Origin of the sequence: Thermotoga sp. Mc24, assembly GCF_000784835.1 — a bacterium.
Lineage (GTDB): Bacteria > Thermotogota > Thermotogae > Thermotogales > Thermotogaceae > Thermotoga.
Genome location: NZ_JSFH01000012.1, coordinates 318,354 through 334,345, shown reverse-complemented (window position 1 = coordinate 334,345; position 15,992 = coordinate 318,354). Strand labels below are relative to the sequence as shown.

Annotated in this window: 13 protein-coding genes; 8 read left to right on the top strand and 5 right to left on the bottom strand. The window is 44.6% G+C overall.

Annotated features, from left to right (window positions below; genetic code table 11):
• The 3 genes from MC24_RS09310 to MC24_RS09300 all read right to left on the bottom strand — a co-directional run.
• Positions 1–814: ABC transporter permease (locus MC24_RS09310; RefSeq protein WP_038054750.1), on the bottom strand; the 814-nt coding region annotated here is incomplete at its 3' end.
• Positions 815–824: 10 nt separating this feature from the next.
• Positions 825–1,832, bottom strand: coding sequence for an ABC transporter permease (locus MC24_RS09305; RefSeq protein WP_011943124.1), 1,008 nt, complete (start codon positions 1,830–1,832; stop codon positions 825–827).
• Positions 1,833–1,894: 62 nt separating this feature from the next.
• Positions 1,895–3,754: an ABC transporter substrate-binding protein gene (locus MC24_RS09300; protein ID WP_038054747.1), complete on the bottom strand. Its 1,860-nt coding sequence runs from the start codon at positions 3,752–3,754 to the stop codon at positions 1,895–1,897.
• A 199-nt stretch (positions 3,755–3,953) separates the two neighbouring features.
• On the opposite strand from MC24_RS09300, the gene MC24_RS09295 reads away from it, so the two are divergent.
• From MC24_RS09295 to MC24_RS09260, 8 genes are read left to right on the top strand one after another with little or no spacing between them, the layout of a single operon-like run.
• Complete coding sequence (locus MC24_RS09295; protein WP_038054745.1) at positions 3,954–5,057, top strand: zinc-binding dehydrogenase; 1,104 nt, start codon at positions 3,954–3,956, stop codon at positions 5,055–5,057.
• On the top strand, positions 5,054–6,400 hold the full coding sequence (pelB, locus tag MC24_RS09290; protein ID WP_148186709.1) for an exopolygalacturonase PelB: 1,347 nt from the start codon (positions 5,054–5,056) through the stop codon (positions 6,398–6,400). The genes MC24_RS09295 and pelB overlap by 4 nt, the downstream gene beginning before the upstream one ends.
• 17 nt (positions 6,401–6,417) lie before the next feature.
• Entirely contained in the window at positions 6,418–7,827 is a 1,410-nt protein-coding gene (gene gndA / locus MC24_RS09285) for an NADP-dependent phosphogluconate dehydrogenase (RefSeq protein ID WP_012310577.1), read from the top strand.
• Complete coding sequence (locus MC24_RS09280; protein ID WP_012310576.1) at positions 7,824–8,468, top strand: GntR family transcriptional regulator; 645 nt, start codon at positions 7,824–7,826, stop codon at positions 8,466–8,468. The genes gndA and MC24_RS09280 overlap by 4 nt, the downstream gene beginning before the upstream one ends.
• Positions 8,469–8,474: 6 nt before the next feature.
• On the top strand, positions 8,475–9,920 hold the full coding sequence (uxaE, locus tag MC24_RS09275) for a D-tagaturonate epimerase UxaE (protein ID WP_038054742.1): 1,446 nt from the start codon (positions 8,475–8,477) through the stop codon (positions 9,918–9,920).
• A gap of 5 nt (positions 9,921–9,925) precedes the next feature.
• Positions 9,926–10,684 (top strand): SDR family oxidoreductase, encoded by a 759-nt coding sequence (locus tag MC24_RS09270; RefSeq protein WP_011943118.1) that lies wholly within the window; start codon positions 9,926–9,928, stop codon positions 10,682–10,684.
• 13 nt (positions 10,685–10,697) lie between these two features.
• The gene (locus MC24_RS09265; protein ID WP_011943117.1) at positions 10,698–11,981 is read left to right on the top strand and encodes a lactate racemase domain-containing protein; all 1,284 of its coding nucleotides are present in this window, start codon (positions 10,698–10,700) and stop codon (positions 11,979–11,981) included.
• Positions 11,978–13,408 carry a gluconokinase gene (locus MC24_RS09260; RefSeq protein ID WP_011943116.1) on the top strand — a complete coding sequence of 477 codons (1,431 nt, stop codon included), beginning with the start codon at positions 11,978–11,980 and terminating at the stop codon, positions 13,406–13,408. Before MC24_RS09265 ends, MC24_RS09260 begins: the two co-directional genes overlap by 4 nt.
• On the opposite strand, the gene MC24_RS09255 is transcribed toward MC24_RS09260, so the two are convergent.
• Together MC24_RS09255 and hydF are read right to left on the bottom strand one after the other, a co-directional pair.
• A complete protein-coding gene (locus MC24_RS09255; RefSeq protein WP_011943115.1) occupies positions 13,396–14,772 on the bottom strand; it encodes an aspartate ammonia-lyase in 1,377 nt (458 codons plus the stop codon). The genes MC24_RS09260 and MC24_RS09255 overlap by 13 nt on opposite strands.
• Complete coding sequence (hydF, locus tag MC24_RS09250) at positions 14,769–15,983, bottom strand: [FeFe] hydrogenase H-cluster maturation GTPase HydF (protein ID WP_011943114.1); 1,215 nt, start codon at positions 15,981–15,983, stop codon at positions 14,769–14,771. Before hydF ends, MC24_RS09255 begins: the two co-directional genes overlap by 4 nt.
• Positions 15,984–15,992 lie beyond the last annotated feature (9 nt).

Sequence of the window (15,992 nt, the reverse complement as noted above, 5' to 3'; positions counted from 1 at the left end):
GATACTCACTGATGCTGATGGAAAGGAGGTAGATGGAAACAAATAGAAAAACTATGATAAGCACCGGAAAAACTATCCACCACCAATAACCTAAAAACAAAGCTTGATAACTGATAGCCCAATATAATGTGGTTCCAAGCGTTGGTACGAGGAGATTTGTCAAACCAAGGACAGAGAGGGTGGTTTCTATTCCGATTGCCCACATCATGTTGTTTAAGATAGAAGCAAAAATTATGGGAGTGATATGAGGGAAGAATTCTTTAAAAACAATTGAAAGAGCCTTTGATCCAGAGAGAAGAGCGGTGTAAGTAAAATCCCTTTCCCTCAGACTCAAAACCTGAGACCTAATCACCCTCGCATCCCATGCCCAACCAATTGATGCCAGAATTATAGCTAATGTAGAGAGACGAAGAGATTCCTTGAAAATAGCTCCTATAAGAATTAAGATAGGAATCCTGGGAAGTGAAATGAGAGCGTCAGATATTGCCATGAGAACTTTATCGAATGCTCCTTTTTTGAAACCAGATAACATACCTAATGTTACAGCTATAGCTCTTGATATTGCAGCCGTTATGATAGCAAACACCAGACTATTCTTTACAGCTGAACAAATAGTCCAAAAAAGATCCTGACCTAACGAAGTAGTCCCAAAAGGGTGTTTAAAAGAAGGAGGTAGTTCTTCAGGTACAACTTGCCATTGCGTCGGTTCGTATGGAGAAAATAAAGAAAGAATCACCAGAAATGTTAGTGAAAGCATTACTATAAAGCTAAATCGAAATTTTTTATCAAGAAGTAAATCCTTCAAATATCTCATTCAATCCACCTCACCTATTTGAGTATCTAATTCGAGGATCAAAAAGAGGATATGTTATGTCCAAAATTAATGTTCCAAGTGAAATGGCCAGAACTGAAAACATAACAATTCCTAAAATTGTATTGTAATCTGACTGCAGAATGGCTGAATAGAGTACTCCACCTAGCCCTGGGTAAGAAAAAACAATTTCTGTTATCAAAGCTCCTCCAAAAATTTGACCCAACGAAAGGGATAGGCCTGTTATTTGAGGTAAAAGGGCATTTCTAAATATATATTTCATAACTATTTTCTTATCCGGTACCCCTCCATACTTTGCATAAACGACAAAATCTTCTCTTTTAATATTAATTGATATAATTTTCATACTTTGAAACCAACCGGCTATTCCAAGGAGTAGTAAACTCAAGGCAGGGAGAAATGCATGTCTTAATATATCGAGAAAGAAACCCCAGTTCATTTGAGGAATTATACCTGGTGTGTAAGCCCCTCCTATGGGAAAAATTGGAATATAATAAGCAAATACTATAAGAAGCACAAAAGCGAGAATGTAGTAAGGAATAGGTCTAACAATCATGAAAAGTGTATCAATCAAATTCAACAAGCGTGAATTCTGACCATAATAACCTGCTAAAACTCCTAGTATATTTCCTATTATCCACGATAAAACGGTTGTCGTGCCTAACAATCCTATTGTCCAAAAAACAGATTCTCTGATAATAGATTTCACAGGGGTTGGAAAGTAAGTCAAGGATGGGCCAAAATCTAAAGTGAGCAATCTTTTCCAGGTGTTGATATATTGTTCAAACAAATTTCCTTTTAAACCATACATTTCTTTCAAAGAATCTATCATTTTTTCTACAAGACTTGGTTCTAGGTAGGCTCCACTTGATGAAATTCTTGCTATTGCGTTTTCAACAGGACCGCTCGGAGTTAATCTTACTATTAAAAAAATAGCCGTTACGCTTATAAATACAACTATGAGAAATTGTATGAATCTAGCGATTGTGTACTTCCACATAGCTGGACCTCCTCCAAAATAGGGGGGGAGGCCCCCCTGAAAAATTCAGATTTTAGAAGAATTTATTTTGTTCTTTTCAGATACGGCAATTCAAAACCGAAATTAGGCCAAGTATGGACAGGATGTACGTAGATATTCTCCACGGTTGACCAGTTTGTCCAGTAGTATTCATCGTAAATCACAAACCATGTCAGTTGGAAAGCGGGAATGCTTGGCATTTCTTCAATTAACAATTTTAATCCTTCTTTACCTAACTCTATTGTTTCTGGATCAAATGGAGATGTTTTTTCCATTTTTTCTAATATTTCATCCATTCTAGGGTCAGACCATCTGGAAGCATGACCAGCGTTGAATTCGCCTATTGGTCGCTGATATCTGCTCGCGAAAGGAGATAATGTTCTATAAATATCTGCTACTCCTCCCCATGTTTCTACTGCTGGCCAGGCACTGCACGCATCAAATTCTCCATAAGCGTGCACAGTAGAATCAGAAGTTGGTCTTATTTCAATTTGGATTCCAAATTTTTTCCACTGTTGCGCAATTGCTGCAGGTACCCTATTGTCTGGCCTGTTTGTGTCTGGGTTAACAATTATTTCCATCTTCCATGGGGTTCCGTTGGGTAACAACCACTGTCCCTGTTCATTTCTCTTGAAACCATGTTTTTTCAGTAATTTTTCTGCTACGTCAGGAGCATATCTCCACCAACCGATGCCAAACAACTCTTCTAGTTGACCTTTGGAGACTTTATAACCCTTCTTCCTTGCCATTTCTGCCAGCTTATCGGGTAGTGTGGTATCAAAAGGTTTGAATACCGTCTGATCGTCAATTTGCAATGTGAAGTTCTCTAAGAAATCTTTCAAGGCTGTATAGTAATACTTTTCACAGACAGGTTCTGGTGGCACATGTAATGGGGCAAATCTAACAGCCCCATCAGCAACTAGATCTGCAACTTCCAGTATGTTTATAGCAAGTACCAATGCCCATCTTACATCACGAATGTTGTAAGGATAGCGCATTGTATTCAGAGTAATGCCTGTAACTGTTGGTTCTAGTGTTTCACCCCAAGGGAAATCTTTTCTGAAGAATCTAACAGTAGGTATTTTCAAAAAAGATTTAACCATTTCCAAAGAAAATGTATATGTGACGTCCAGTTGGTGTTGTCTCATGGCAAGAATCATTTGGCTAGGAGAATCATAAGCCTGGAAGAGCACATAGCGAGGTTGTGGCATTCCATAAAGTATACCATCTGGTGTTCTTTCCCAATCTTCTCTTCTCTCATACAAAAACCAATATCCATTTGGATCATAGGATTTTAAAACATAAGGACCCGTTCCAACAGGTGGATAGAAATTGAATTTAACGGGATCTTCTACTTTCTCAAATATATGTTTGGGGAATGGTCTCCAGCAACCCCATCTGTCGACAAAATAATAATGGAATCTAGGATTGGATTTGTTTAGCTTAAAAACGACAGTGTATTTATCTTTTGCCTCGACATCTTTGACCCATTCTTTGAGTTGAACGTGGTTAGACATACCTTCATTTTGAATCGTTAATTTCACTCCGAAGACAACATCATCGGCAGTGAATTCCACTCCATCACTCCAATATATCCCTTTGCGAAGTTTAACAGTCATTTCCGTGAAATCATCGTTGTAAATAGGGCTAGTTTCTGCAAGAACATTGATAATTTCCATTTTCGCAGGATCAACCATCCAAAGAGGTCTAACGATCAACTGATGAAGCCCTCTGGCCGGATATCTCCAGGATGACGTGAAAATATTGCAATTAGCAGGATCAGAGACTCTACCGTGAGAGTGTTGAACAATTAGTAAGTCCGACCTTGGCACATTGGCTACTTGAGAAAAAGCAAGCGTGAATATCAGTAATAAAAACGATAACCAAACAAGTTTCCTTTTCATACTTTCCCCTCCTTATAATGTAAGATGTTTGATATTTCATCTCTTGAAATTTTACACCAATTAATGTTTCGAAATAAAGAACCAATAATTACACAAATATGAATTTGATTTTGTACAACAACAAATCTTTCTTCACAGTTGTGATATAATTGCAATCAGGATTGCGCTATCTGAAACATCAAACATCTTAAAGGGAGTGATGGGGTTGAAAGCTCACGCCATGGTGCTCGAAAAGTTCAATCAACCTCTTGTATATAAAGAATTCGAGATCTCAGACATTCCACGAGGATCTATTCTGGTTGAAATTCTCTCTGCAGGTGTTTGTGGTTCCGATGTTCACATGTTTCGCGGAGAAGATCCCAGAGTACCTCTTCCCATCATCCTGGGGCACGAGGGTGCAGGAAGAGTTGTCGAAGTGAACGGAGAAAAGAGAGATCTCAATGGAGAACTCCTTAAACCCGGTGATTTGATAGTCTGGAATAGGGGTATCACCTGTGGTGAATGTTACTGGTGTAAGGTGTCAAAAGAACCTTATCTCTGTCCAAATAGAAAGGTCTATGGAATAAACAGGGGATGTTCTGAGTATCCTCACCTCAGAGGATGCTACAGTTCTCACATTGTGCTGGACCCAGAAACAGACGTTTTAAAGGTATCGGAAAAAGACGATCTTGATGTTCTTGCTATGGCGATGTGTTCGGGAGCAACTGCATATCACGCATTTGATGAGTATCCTGAATCCTTTGCTGGGAAGACCGTTGTTATACAGGGAGCGGGACCTTTGGGATTGTTTGGAGTTGTTATAGCAAGGAGTCTTGGTGCGGAGAAGGTGGTTGTAATAGCGGGTTCTCCGAACAGGCTGAAACTCGCCGAAGAAATAGGAGCAGATCTCACATTTAACAGAAGAGAAACGAGTGCTGAGGAGAGAAGAAAAGCAATAATGGACATCACACACGGTAGAGGAGCAGATTTTGTCCTGGAGGCGACGGGGGACAGCAGAGCGCTTCTCGAAGGAGCTGAGTTACTGAGAAGAGGAGGATTTTACGCTGTTGCGGGGGTAGCTGTGCCACAGGATCCTGTACCTTTTAAGGTTTACGAATGGCTTGTTTTGAAGAGCGCGACTTTCAAGGGAATTTGGGTCAGTGATGCTTCACACTTCGTGAAGACGGTTTCAATCACGTCCAGGAATTATCAACTTCTTTCCAAACTCATCACGCACAGACTTCCTTTGAAAGAGGCAAACAGAGCACTGGAACTCATGGAATCGAGAGAGGCTTTGAAGGTAATCCTTTATCCGGAGGGATGATCATGGAAGAACTGGCAAAAAAGATTGAAGAAGAGATTTTGAATCACGTGAGAGAGCCCGAAATACCCAATCGAGAGGTTAACCTCCTCGATTTTGGAGCGAGAGGGGATGAAAGAACCGACTGTTCTGAGAGCTTCAAAAGGGCCATAGAAGAACTTTCAAAACAGGGCGGAGGAAGACTGATTGTTCCCGAAGGTGTGTTTCTAACGGGACCAATTCATTTGAAGAGCAACATCGAACTCCACGTGAAGGGAACCATAAAATTCATTCCTGATCCTGAGAGATACCTTCCCGTCGTTCTCACCAGGTTCGAGGGAATCGAACTGTACAATTATTCTCCCCTGGTTTACGCCTTGGATTGTAAAAACGTGGCTATCACCGGAAGTGGGGTTTTAGACGGTTCAGCAGACAACGAACACTGGTGGTCCTGGAAGGGAAAGAAAGATTTCGGATGGAAGGAAGGACTTCCCAACCAGCAGGAGGATGTAAAAAAACTGAAAGAGATGGCAGAGAGAGGAACACCAGTTGAAGAGAGAGTGTTCGGAAAGGGACATTATCTGAGACCGAGTTTTGTTCAGTTTTACAGATGCAGGAATGTTTTGGTAGAAGATGTGAAGATCATCAACTCTCCTATGTGGTGTGTACATCCTGTTCTTTCTGAAAATGTGATCATAAGAAACATCGAAATTTCGAGCACGGGCCCAAACAATGATGGTATCGATCCTGAATCCTGCAAGTATATGCTCATTGAGAAATGCAGATTCGACACAGGTGATGATTCTGTGGTCATCAAATCGGGGAGAGACGCGGACGGAAGGCGAATCGGAGTGCCTTCTGAATACATTCTTGTGAGGGACAACCTGGTGATCAGTCAGGCGAGTCATGGTGGACTTGTGATTGGGAGTGAAATGTCCGGTGGTGTGAGAAACGTCGTTGCAAGGAACAACGTCTACATGAATGTGGAAAGGGCTCTCAGGTTGAAAACGAATTCCAGGCGTGGAGGATACATGGAGAACATCTTCTTTATAGACAACGTGGCTGTGAACGTTTCGGAAGAGGTGATCAGAATAAATCTCAGATACGATAACGAAGAGGGGGAATATCTCCCTGTAGTCAGAAGCGTTTTTGTTAAGAACCTGAAGGCGACAGGTGGAAAATACGCTCTACGGATTGAGGGTCTGGAGAATGATTATGTAAAAGATATCCTGATATCTGATACTATAATGGAAGGAGCGAAGATCTCTGTTCTTCTTGAGTTCGGTCAGTTGGGGATGGAGAATGTTATCATGAATGGATCAAGATTCGAAAAGCTTTACATCGAAGGTAAAGCTCTGCTGAAATAAAAAGGGAGGTGACACCGGTGAAATCTCATATCGGTCTCATCGGTCTTGCGGTGATGGGTCAGAATCTTGCACTGAACATTGCGAGGAAAGGCTACAAAGTTTCGGTTTACAACAGAACAGCACAGAGAACGGAAGAATTTGTGAAAAATCGTGTAACGAATGAAGAGATAGAACCTCATTACGATATCGAAAGCTTCGTGAAGTCTCTCGAAAGGCCAAGAAAGATAATCTTAATGGTAAAGGCAGGTAAACCCGTGGATGATACGATTTCTCAGCTTCTTCCTCACCTCGAACCAGGTGATTTGATAATAGACGGTGGTAATTCCCATTACATGGATACCGAAAGACGCTTCAAGGAACTCTCTGAAAAGGGAATACTTTTCCTCGGTATGGGAGTTTCTGGTGGTGAGTACGGGGCTCTTTACGGGCCTTCTCTCATGCCTGGAGGAAGTAGAGAAGCGTACAACCTGGTTGAGGAGATTCTTTTGAAAATAGCAGCGAAAACAGAGGAGGGACCATGCTGTACATACGTTGGGGAAAGATCAGCGGGCCACTTTGTGAAGATGGTTCACAACGGCATAGAATACGCCATCATGCAGGCGATAGCGGAAGTTTATCACATTATGAGAGATGTTTTGAGCCTATCATCTGAAGAAATGTCCAGTATCTTTGAAGAGTGGAACAGAGGAGAACTCAGCTCGTTCCTGGTGGAGATCACCTACAAGATTTTGAGAAAGAAAGATGAAGAAACAGGAAAACCGATGGTCGATGTGATTCTGGACAAGGCAGAACAGAAGGGAACTGGAAAGTGGACATCCCAAGCAGCCCTTGACCTCGGAATACCTACCCCTTCCATAAACCTGGCGGTGGTTGAAAGGGTGATTTCCCATTTCAAAGACATAAGAACAAGGCTTTCGAAACTGTATAATAAGAGAAGAAGCGCTACTCAGGGTAGCGAGGAATTTTTGAGAGATCTCCGAAACTCTCTCTTCTTTGCCATGTTCATGGCCTTTTCTCAGGGCATGTGGTTGATCGCAGAAGCATCGAAAGAGTTCGGCTATGGGGTGAACCTCTCGGAGGTGCTCAGAATATGGAAGGGTGGATGTATCATAAGGGCGAAGTTGATAGACACACTCAGAAGGTACATATCTAACGAGAACGCGTATTTGCTGGAGAACGAAGAAGTGATGAATCTATTGAAAGGCAAAATCGATTCTCTAAAGAACATATTGAAGGCGTCCATAGAGAACGAAATCCCCGTTCCTGTTTTGAATTCCTCTTACAACTACTTCATGAGTCTTACCGAAGAGAGACTGCCGGCGAATCTCATACAGGCTCAAAGAGACTTCTTCGGAGCACACACTTTTGAGAGAGTAGACAGAGAAGGTGTGTTCCACATCAACTGGGAGGAAGGAGAGATAGGATGAAAAAAATCGAAGTGGACCTCGTGAGAACGAAGGTCTACAATCTTCTCAAAGAAATGATACTGAACCACGAATTGAAGCTTGGAGAGAAACTAAACGTGAGAGAACTCTCCGAAAAACTTGGTATCAGCTTTACTCCTGTGCGGGATGCCCTTCTCCAGCTTGCAACTGAGGGTCTTGTGAAGGTGGTTCCAAGGGTTGGTTTTTTTGTAACCGACGTCGATGAGAAATTCATAAGAGAAACCATAGAAACGAGAATCATGATGGAAGTCTTCTGTCTTGAAAATTACTTCGATAAAATTGCTGGTTCCGAAGAACTTTTAGAGATAAAGGGAGAAATCGATGATGTGGAGAAAAGTGCAAAGAGAGAGATTTTCGACGATTCCGATGAAAGACTGCACAAACTCTTTATCAGAGCCTCAGGGAATGATCTCATCATATCTTTGTATGAAAAGATATGGGATCGTATAGACCTCGTAAGGCATCTGAACGAAAGATACGTCGTTTCGAACAGAGAACACAAAGAACTCATAGAGAGAATCATCAGCGGCGATAAAGAAGGCGCTATAGAAAAGTTGAAAGAACACTTGAAAAATGTGGAGGCGGAGACCATAAAGAACCTGTACACATATGAAAGGAGTTGAGAAGTTATGGTCTTGAAAGTGTTCAAAGATCACTTTGGAAGGGGATACGAAGTTTACGAAAAGTCTTATAGAGAAAAGGATTCTCTCTCTTTCTTCTTGACAAAGGGAGAGGAAGGAAAAATTCTGGTAGTGGCTGGAGAAAAGGCACCTGAGGGTCTGTCGTTTTTCAAAAAACAGCGGGTGGAGGGTGTTTCGTTCTTTTTCTGTGAGAGAAATCATGAGAACTTGGAAGTTCTCAGAAAATACTTTCCAGATCTCAAACCAGTTCGAGCGGGATTGAGAGCGTCTTTTGGAACAGGTGACAGACTCGGTATCACCACACCAGCTCACGTGAGGGCGTTGAAGGATTCAGGGCTTTTTCCCATCTTTGCGCAGCAGTCGGTGAGGGAGAACGAGAGAACGGGAAGGACCTGGAGAGATGTGCTGGACGATGCCACATGGGGAGTTTTCCAGGAGGGATACAGTGAGGGATTCGGAGCGGATGCAGACCATGTGAAGCGGCCGGAGGATCTTGTTTCGGCTGCAAGGGAAGGTTTCACCATGTTCACAATCGATCCTTCGGATCATGTGAGGAATCTTTCAAAACTTACAGAAAAGGAAAGAAATGAGAAATTCGAAGAGATTCTGAGAAAGGAAAGGATCGACAGGATCTATCTCGGTAAGAAATACTCTGTTCTCGGTGAGAAGATCGAATTCGATGAGAAGAATCTCAGAGATGCGGCGCTCGTGTATTACGATGCGATTGCCCACGTGGATATGATGTATCAAATTTTGAAAGACGAAACCCCGGATTTCGACTTCGAAGTGTCAGTTGACGAAACAGAAACTCCCACGAGTCCTCTCTTCCACATTTTCGTTGTGGAAGAACTCAGACGAAGAGGTGTGGAGTTCACCAATCTTGCCCTGAGATTCATCGGCGAATGGGAAAAGGGAATAGATTACAAGGGGGATCTTGCACAGTTCGAGAGAGAAATCAAAATGCACGCAGAAATCGCAAGGATGTTCGAAGGATACAAAATATCACTCCACTCTGGAAGCGACAAATTTTCCGTGTATCCTGCTTTTGCTTCCGCGACAGGAGGCCTTTTCCACGTGAAGACAGCCGGAACGAGTTATCTTGAGGCGGTGAAGGTCATATCCATGGTCAACCCGGAGCTCTTCCGGGAGATCTACAGGTGTGCTCTCGATCACTTTGAGGAAGACAGAAAGTCCTATCACATATCTGCGGATCTGTCGAAAGTTCCGGAAGTAGAGAAAGTGAAAGATGAAGATCTTCCAGGTCTTTTTGAAGACATCAACGTGAGACAGTTGATCCATGTCACCTATGGCTCTGTTCTGAAAGATGCATCTTTGAAAGAACGGCTGTTTGAGGCGCTTGAACAAAACGAGGAACTCTTTTACGAAACTGTGGCAAAACATATAAAAAGGCACGTGGATCTGCTGGAGGGGTGAAAGAGGTGTTCGATCTCAGGGGGAGGGTTGCCCTCGTAACCGGTGGCTCTCGTGGGCTGGGTTTTGGAATCGCTCAGGGGCTGGCAGAGGTTGGATGTTCAGTGGTCGTTGCAAGCAGAAATCTGGAGGAAGCATCAGAAGCGGCTCAAAAGTTGACAGAAAAATACGGCGTTGAAACGATGGCTTTCCGATGCGATGTTTCAAACTATGAGGAAGTGAAAAAACTTTTGGAAGCAGTGAAAGAGAAATTTGGAAAGCTCGATACGGTGGTCAACGCTGCGGGGATAAACAGAAGACATCCAGCGGAAGAATTTCCTCTCGATGAGTTCAGACAGGTGATAGAGGTGAACCTTTTTGGAACTTACTACGTGTGTAGGGAGGCCTTTTCACTCCTGAGAGAATCCGATAACCCCTCTATCATAAACATAGGATCTCTCACCGTTGAAGAAGTCACCATGCCCAACATATCCGCGTACGCTGCTTCGAAAGGGGGCGTAGCTTCTCTCACAAAAGCTCTGGCGAAGGAGTGGGGAAGGTACGGCATAAGGGTGAATGTGATAGCGCCGGGCTGGTACAGAACCAAGATGACAGAGGCTGTATTCAGCGATCCAGAAAAACTGGACTACATGCTCAAGAGGATACCCCTTGGCAGAACGGGTGTACCAGAGGATTTGAAGGGTGTGGCAGTCTTCCTTGCTTCCGAAGAGGCGAAGTACGTGACTGGACAGATCATATTTGTAGACGGTGGTTGGACTGCGAATTGAAGGGGTGAGGCCAGTGACGGTGTATCTGGAAGGAGATCCTTTGACCGAAGAGAAGATAAAAGAAGGTCTTTCAAAATTGGTTGAAGATCTTGGAAAAGTGAAAAAAGTGCTGGTGGTGCACACAGATTACACCCGCGTGGATTTCACCCACTTAGTGGCAAAGAACCTCTACAGATTTCTCCTTGAAAGAGGTCTGAAAGAGTTTCATACGCTCAACGCGAGCGGTACACACAGGGCCATGAAAATTGAAGAGTTCGAAAAGAAACTCGGTATCTCAAGAAACGAAAGAGGAGTGTTTTTCCACAACCATGAGTTTTTCAATCCTGAAGCACTGGCGTTTGTTGGCACACTACCGGCTGATTTCGTTTCAGAGATGACCGAGGGAGATCTGGAAGAGGAGATACCGATAAAGGTGAACAGAATCCTCTTTGAAGATTTCGACGCGATCTTTTTCATAAACGGTACAGTTCCTCACGAATCGACAGGTTTTTCCGGTGGCTTGAAGATCGTTATTCCGGGAATCGCCAGCACGGAAGTTGTAGATACTTTCCACTGGGCAGCAGTTCTCATGGGCATTCCAAAACTCATAGGCACGGTGGACAATCCCGCGCGTAAGATCATAAACAGGGCATCGGAGATGATTTTTGAGAAGATAAAAGCAAGATCCTTCACACTCAACATGGTGTACGAAGAGGAAGAAGAAGTGATTCCAAGAGCTCTCTACATAGATGAAGGATACAAAGGCTTTTTAAGGGCATACGAAAAAGCTTGCGAGCTCAGCTCTCAACTTCACGTGAAATACATAGACCGACCTCTCAGAAGGGCTGTCCAGGTGATAGGAGAGGAATACGACGAGGTCTGGACGGCGGGGAAGGGGTCCTACAAGCTTCAAAAACCAGGTGTGATGGCAAAGGGCGGTCAGATCATCATCTACGCACCGCACATAAAGAGGTTCCACTCCAACCCGCAGATGGACAAGTGGATCAGGGAAATAGGATACCACTGCAAAGACTACGTGAAATGGTATCTGAAGAAACATCCCGATTTCAACAAGAACGTTGCAGCACATGTGATCAACGTAAGAGGAGCTGGAACGTTCGATCCAGAAACGGGTAAAGAGGAGTTCGAATTCGATGTGATTCTCGCTACCTCCATTCCTGAAGACGAATGCAGGGCAGTGAACCTTGGATACATGGATCCGTCGAAGATCAGAAAAGAAGATTTCATGGATGAGGATAGTCTCTGGATAGTCCCGGGTGGAAAGTACCTCTACGATCTGAAGGGGAGGAGAGGATGATAGCGGCCATAGACATTGGAACAGAGAGCGCTCGTCTTATGTTCAAAAGTAACGGTGAGTGGAAAGTTCTGAAAAAGTCATATAGAATCTTCTTTCCATCACCCGAGGCGGCAGAACAGGACCCGAATGAGATCTTTTCCGCTGTTTTCGATCTTTTAAAGCAAGTACCCAACGAGGACGAGGTTCTCTACGTTGGTATGAGCTCTGTGTTCCACAGCATCATCGGTCTTGATGAAAATCTCAATCCGGTTACTCCCCTCCTCAACTGGGCAGACAGGAGATCCTTTAGGGAAAAGGAAGAACTGGAGAAGAAGTACGGTGTCAGGTTCTTTTATGAAAAAACCGCGTGCCCGCTCCATCCGATGTACTGGCCTTCAAAGATCCTGTGGATGAAGAAAAACTCGAATGCGAAAAAGTTCTGTTCGATAAAAGCCTACATCGTCAACAAGATGACTGGAGAATTTGTGGAAGAGCTTTCTCTCGCATCTGGAACCGGTATGATGAACATACATTCCCTCGAATGGGACGGGGAAATCCTGGAGATCACGGGAGTGAGGAAAGAAGATCTTCCTGAGATCAAATCACCTTACACACAGGTGAGGGTGAAAGACGAGATAGCAAAAGAGCTTGGCTTCAAGAAAGTCTACCTGATCCTTGGCGGTGGAGACGGAGTGATGACGAACGTGGGATTGAGCGCGATGGATCCTGATTCAGCCACCGTGACGATCGGAACGAGCGGCGCGTTTCGTGTTGTCATGGACAGACCGGTGATCGATCGGGAGGGGATTTCCACCTGGTGCTATCTGATCGATGAGGAAAACTACGTTCTCGGCGGGGCGATAAACAATGGCGGTATCGTGTTGATGTGGCTTAAAGATGTCATGAGGTTCGACAGTTACGACGATATCATAGAAGAAGCAAAGGAGTCTCCAGCTGGTGCGAACGGACTGGTATTCCTGCCGTTTCTCAACGGGGAAAGGGCACCGCACTGGAGAGAAAGATACAGGGGCGTTCTGGTAGGGCTCACTTCCTCTCACAGAAGGAGTGACATTGCAAGAGCGGCACTCGAGGGAATCTGCTTCAGGATAAAGGACATACACAACGCGGTTAAAAGAGTGGGAAGTGTTGATCCCAATCGAATCGTTGCGACGGGAGGTTTCACCAGCTCTCCGTACTGGGTCCAGCTCTTATCGGACGTTCTTGGAAAGGATATAATCGTCACAAACGTGGAGAATCCTTCCGCTTTTGGAGCCTACGTAATGGCTTTGAAATCGCTGGGAGAAGATGTGGAAGGCTTTATCGAAAAAGAGGTTCGGGTAGAGCGGGTGTTTCACCCTGATTCTGAAAGAAACGCGGTGTACGAGAGACTGTACAGTGATTATAAGTTCCTGTACGAAAAACTCGTGGACTATTATTACAAGGAGTAGCCAAGCCCCGTCATCTTTTTGAGGTTGAGAACCTTCAGTATCTCTTCGACAGGAATGTTTTTCTCCTGGGATAGAATTTCAACGGCTTTCTTTATGTCCCAATTCGCTTTTTTTATTGCTTCAGAGACCGCTTCGTATCCAAACAACTTTATCAAAGGTGTGAGGTTCGAAACAGACCTTCGAAGGTGTTCCTCGCACCGCTCGTTGTTCGCTTTTATTTTTGAGATGTAGCTGGCGAGTGATCTACAGGCGTTTGTGAGGAGTGTGAGAGATTTCAGTGTTAGGTGAACTATCAGAGGAGCGAACTGGTTGAGTTCTAAATTCCCAAGTGCGCAGGCATGGTTCAGGATCATGTCGTGACCGAAAACCATGTGACAGATTTGCATCACGTACTCGGGAACAACCGGGTTTATTTTTCCTGGCATGATGGAGCTTCCCGCCTGCACAGCTGGAAGAATCAGTTCCCCGATCACGGTGTTTGGTCCGCTTCCCAGCAGTCTGATGTCATTTGAGATCTTGTAGAGGTTCACAGCAAGAGATTTCAAAAGACCATGAACCTCAGCAAAAACGTCCCAGTTCTGCGTGGCGTCTATGAGGTTTTCTGCTTTAGCAATCTTCACTTTCGTTACTTCTCTCACTTTTTCGACGATCTTGAGGATGTAGTCTTTCGGCGCCCCAACTCCCGTTCCGATGGCCGTTCCCCCGATGTTTACACTTCTTATTCTTTCTTCGACTTTGTAGAGCCTCCATCTGTCTCTTGCGAGGGCATCCGCGAAAGCGCCGAATTCCTGCCCTAACATGATGGGCGGTCCATCCATGAGCTGTGTTCTTCCTGGTTTTCTTATGGAGTAGAACTCCTTCTCTTTCTCCTGAATCTTCTCCTGAAGGTTTATCACTTCATCTATGAGTTTTCTGAGTTTCACGATGGTGGCGATTTTCGCACTCGTTGGGAAGGTATCGTTCGTGGACTGGTGCAGGTTCACATGGTCTATGGGATCGACCAGGTATTCTCCTTTCTTTCCACCGAGTATTTCCGTAGCCCTGTTTGCGATCACTTCGTTTACGTTCATGTTTATGGAAGTTCCAGCCCCACCAGAGAGTGGATCCACAACCACGTGTTTTTTCAGGTCTTCCCATTCGTCACAGGCCTTCACGATGGCGTTTCCTGTTCGTTCGTCCAGATAACCGAGCTCTGTGTTCAAAAGGGCGCAGGCTTTTTTCACCATGAAATAGGCCCAGATGAAAGTTTCGTCAAGCTTTTCACCTGTGGATGGGAAGTTCATGAGGGCTCTCTTTGTGTGTATTCCATAGTAGGCTTCGTCTTCTATCTCCAGTTCCCCGAGGTAATCGTGTTCCTTTCTCACACCTTCACTTCCTCTCTGAAGGGACGTATCGCCCGGTCGAGTACTCCATGGAGGTAAGAGATCGTCACACCGTAGTTCGTCATGGGAATACCGAGTCTTTTTGCCATTCTCACCCTTCTCATCATAGCTGCCCTGTTCAGAACACATCCTCCGCAGTGAATGATGAGTTTGGCATCTTCGATCTCTTCGAGATCCGGGAAATCCTTTCCCGCTATGACTTTGAAGTTCAACTGGGCTCCCGTGTGGTTCACAAGCCACCTTGGAATCTTCACCCTTCCGATGTCTTCGGTGAGAGGTCTGTGGGTGCAGCCTTCCATGATGACAACAGTGTCTCCGTCTTCCAGCTCTTCTATCTTTCTCACGCTTTCCACAAAGTAGGCCAGATCGCCTCGATATCGTGACTCCACAATGGAAAAGGTGGTGAGTTCCACGTCTTCCGGGACATCAGACGCTACTTTCATTACCACCTGAGAGTCTGTGATGACGAGTTTTGGTTTCATCCCTATGTTTTCCATCACGTACCTGAGCTCTCTTTCCTTCACCACGAGGGCGATGGCTTCTCTGTCGAGGGCTTCCCTGATCGCGTGGACCTGAGGCATGATGAGCCTCCCCTTTGGAGCACCGAGATCTATAGGGACCACGAGGATCACAAGATCGCCGCCATCTATCAGATCACCGAGGTAAGGAATCTCTTCATCACCCGGAAGAATTTCGGAGATGGTTTTTCCGATATCGTCGAATCCCTTTTTCTGCAAAGCCGAAACAAGGAGTACTTTCGCTTCGTAACGGCTTTCGTAGAGTCCCTTCAGCTCTTCGGCCTTTTCTCCAAGAACGTCGATTTTGTTTACGACAACTACGAAGGGAATTTCCATCTCTTTGAAAAGATTGACAACGTCGTCTTCGTACGGTGTCGGTTCGCTGTCTGTTACGAGTATTCCACAGTCCGCTCTGTAGAATACTCTCCTTGCTTTCTCCACTCTGAGTCTTCCAAGTTCTCCCACATCATCGAGCCCAGGAGTGTCGACCAGCGTTACAGGGCCTACGGGGTAAAGCTCCATGGATTTGTAAACGGGATCTGTCGTGGTGCCTGCGTATTCACTCACGATGGACACGTTTTGTCCAACGAGTGCGTTCATGAAGGATGATTTTCCAACGTTTCTCCTTCCAGCGACAACGATGTATCTCCTGAAACCAGCGTCCGGCAATCTCACGATATCACC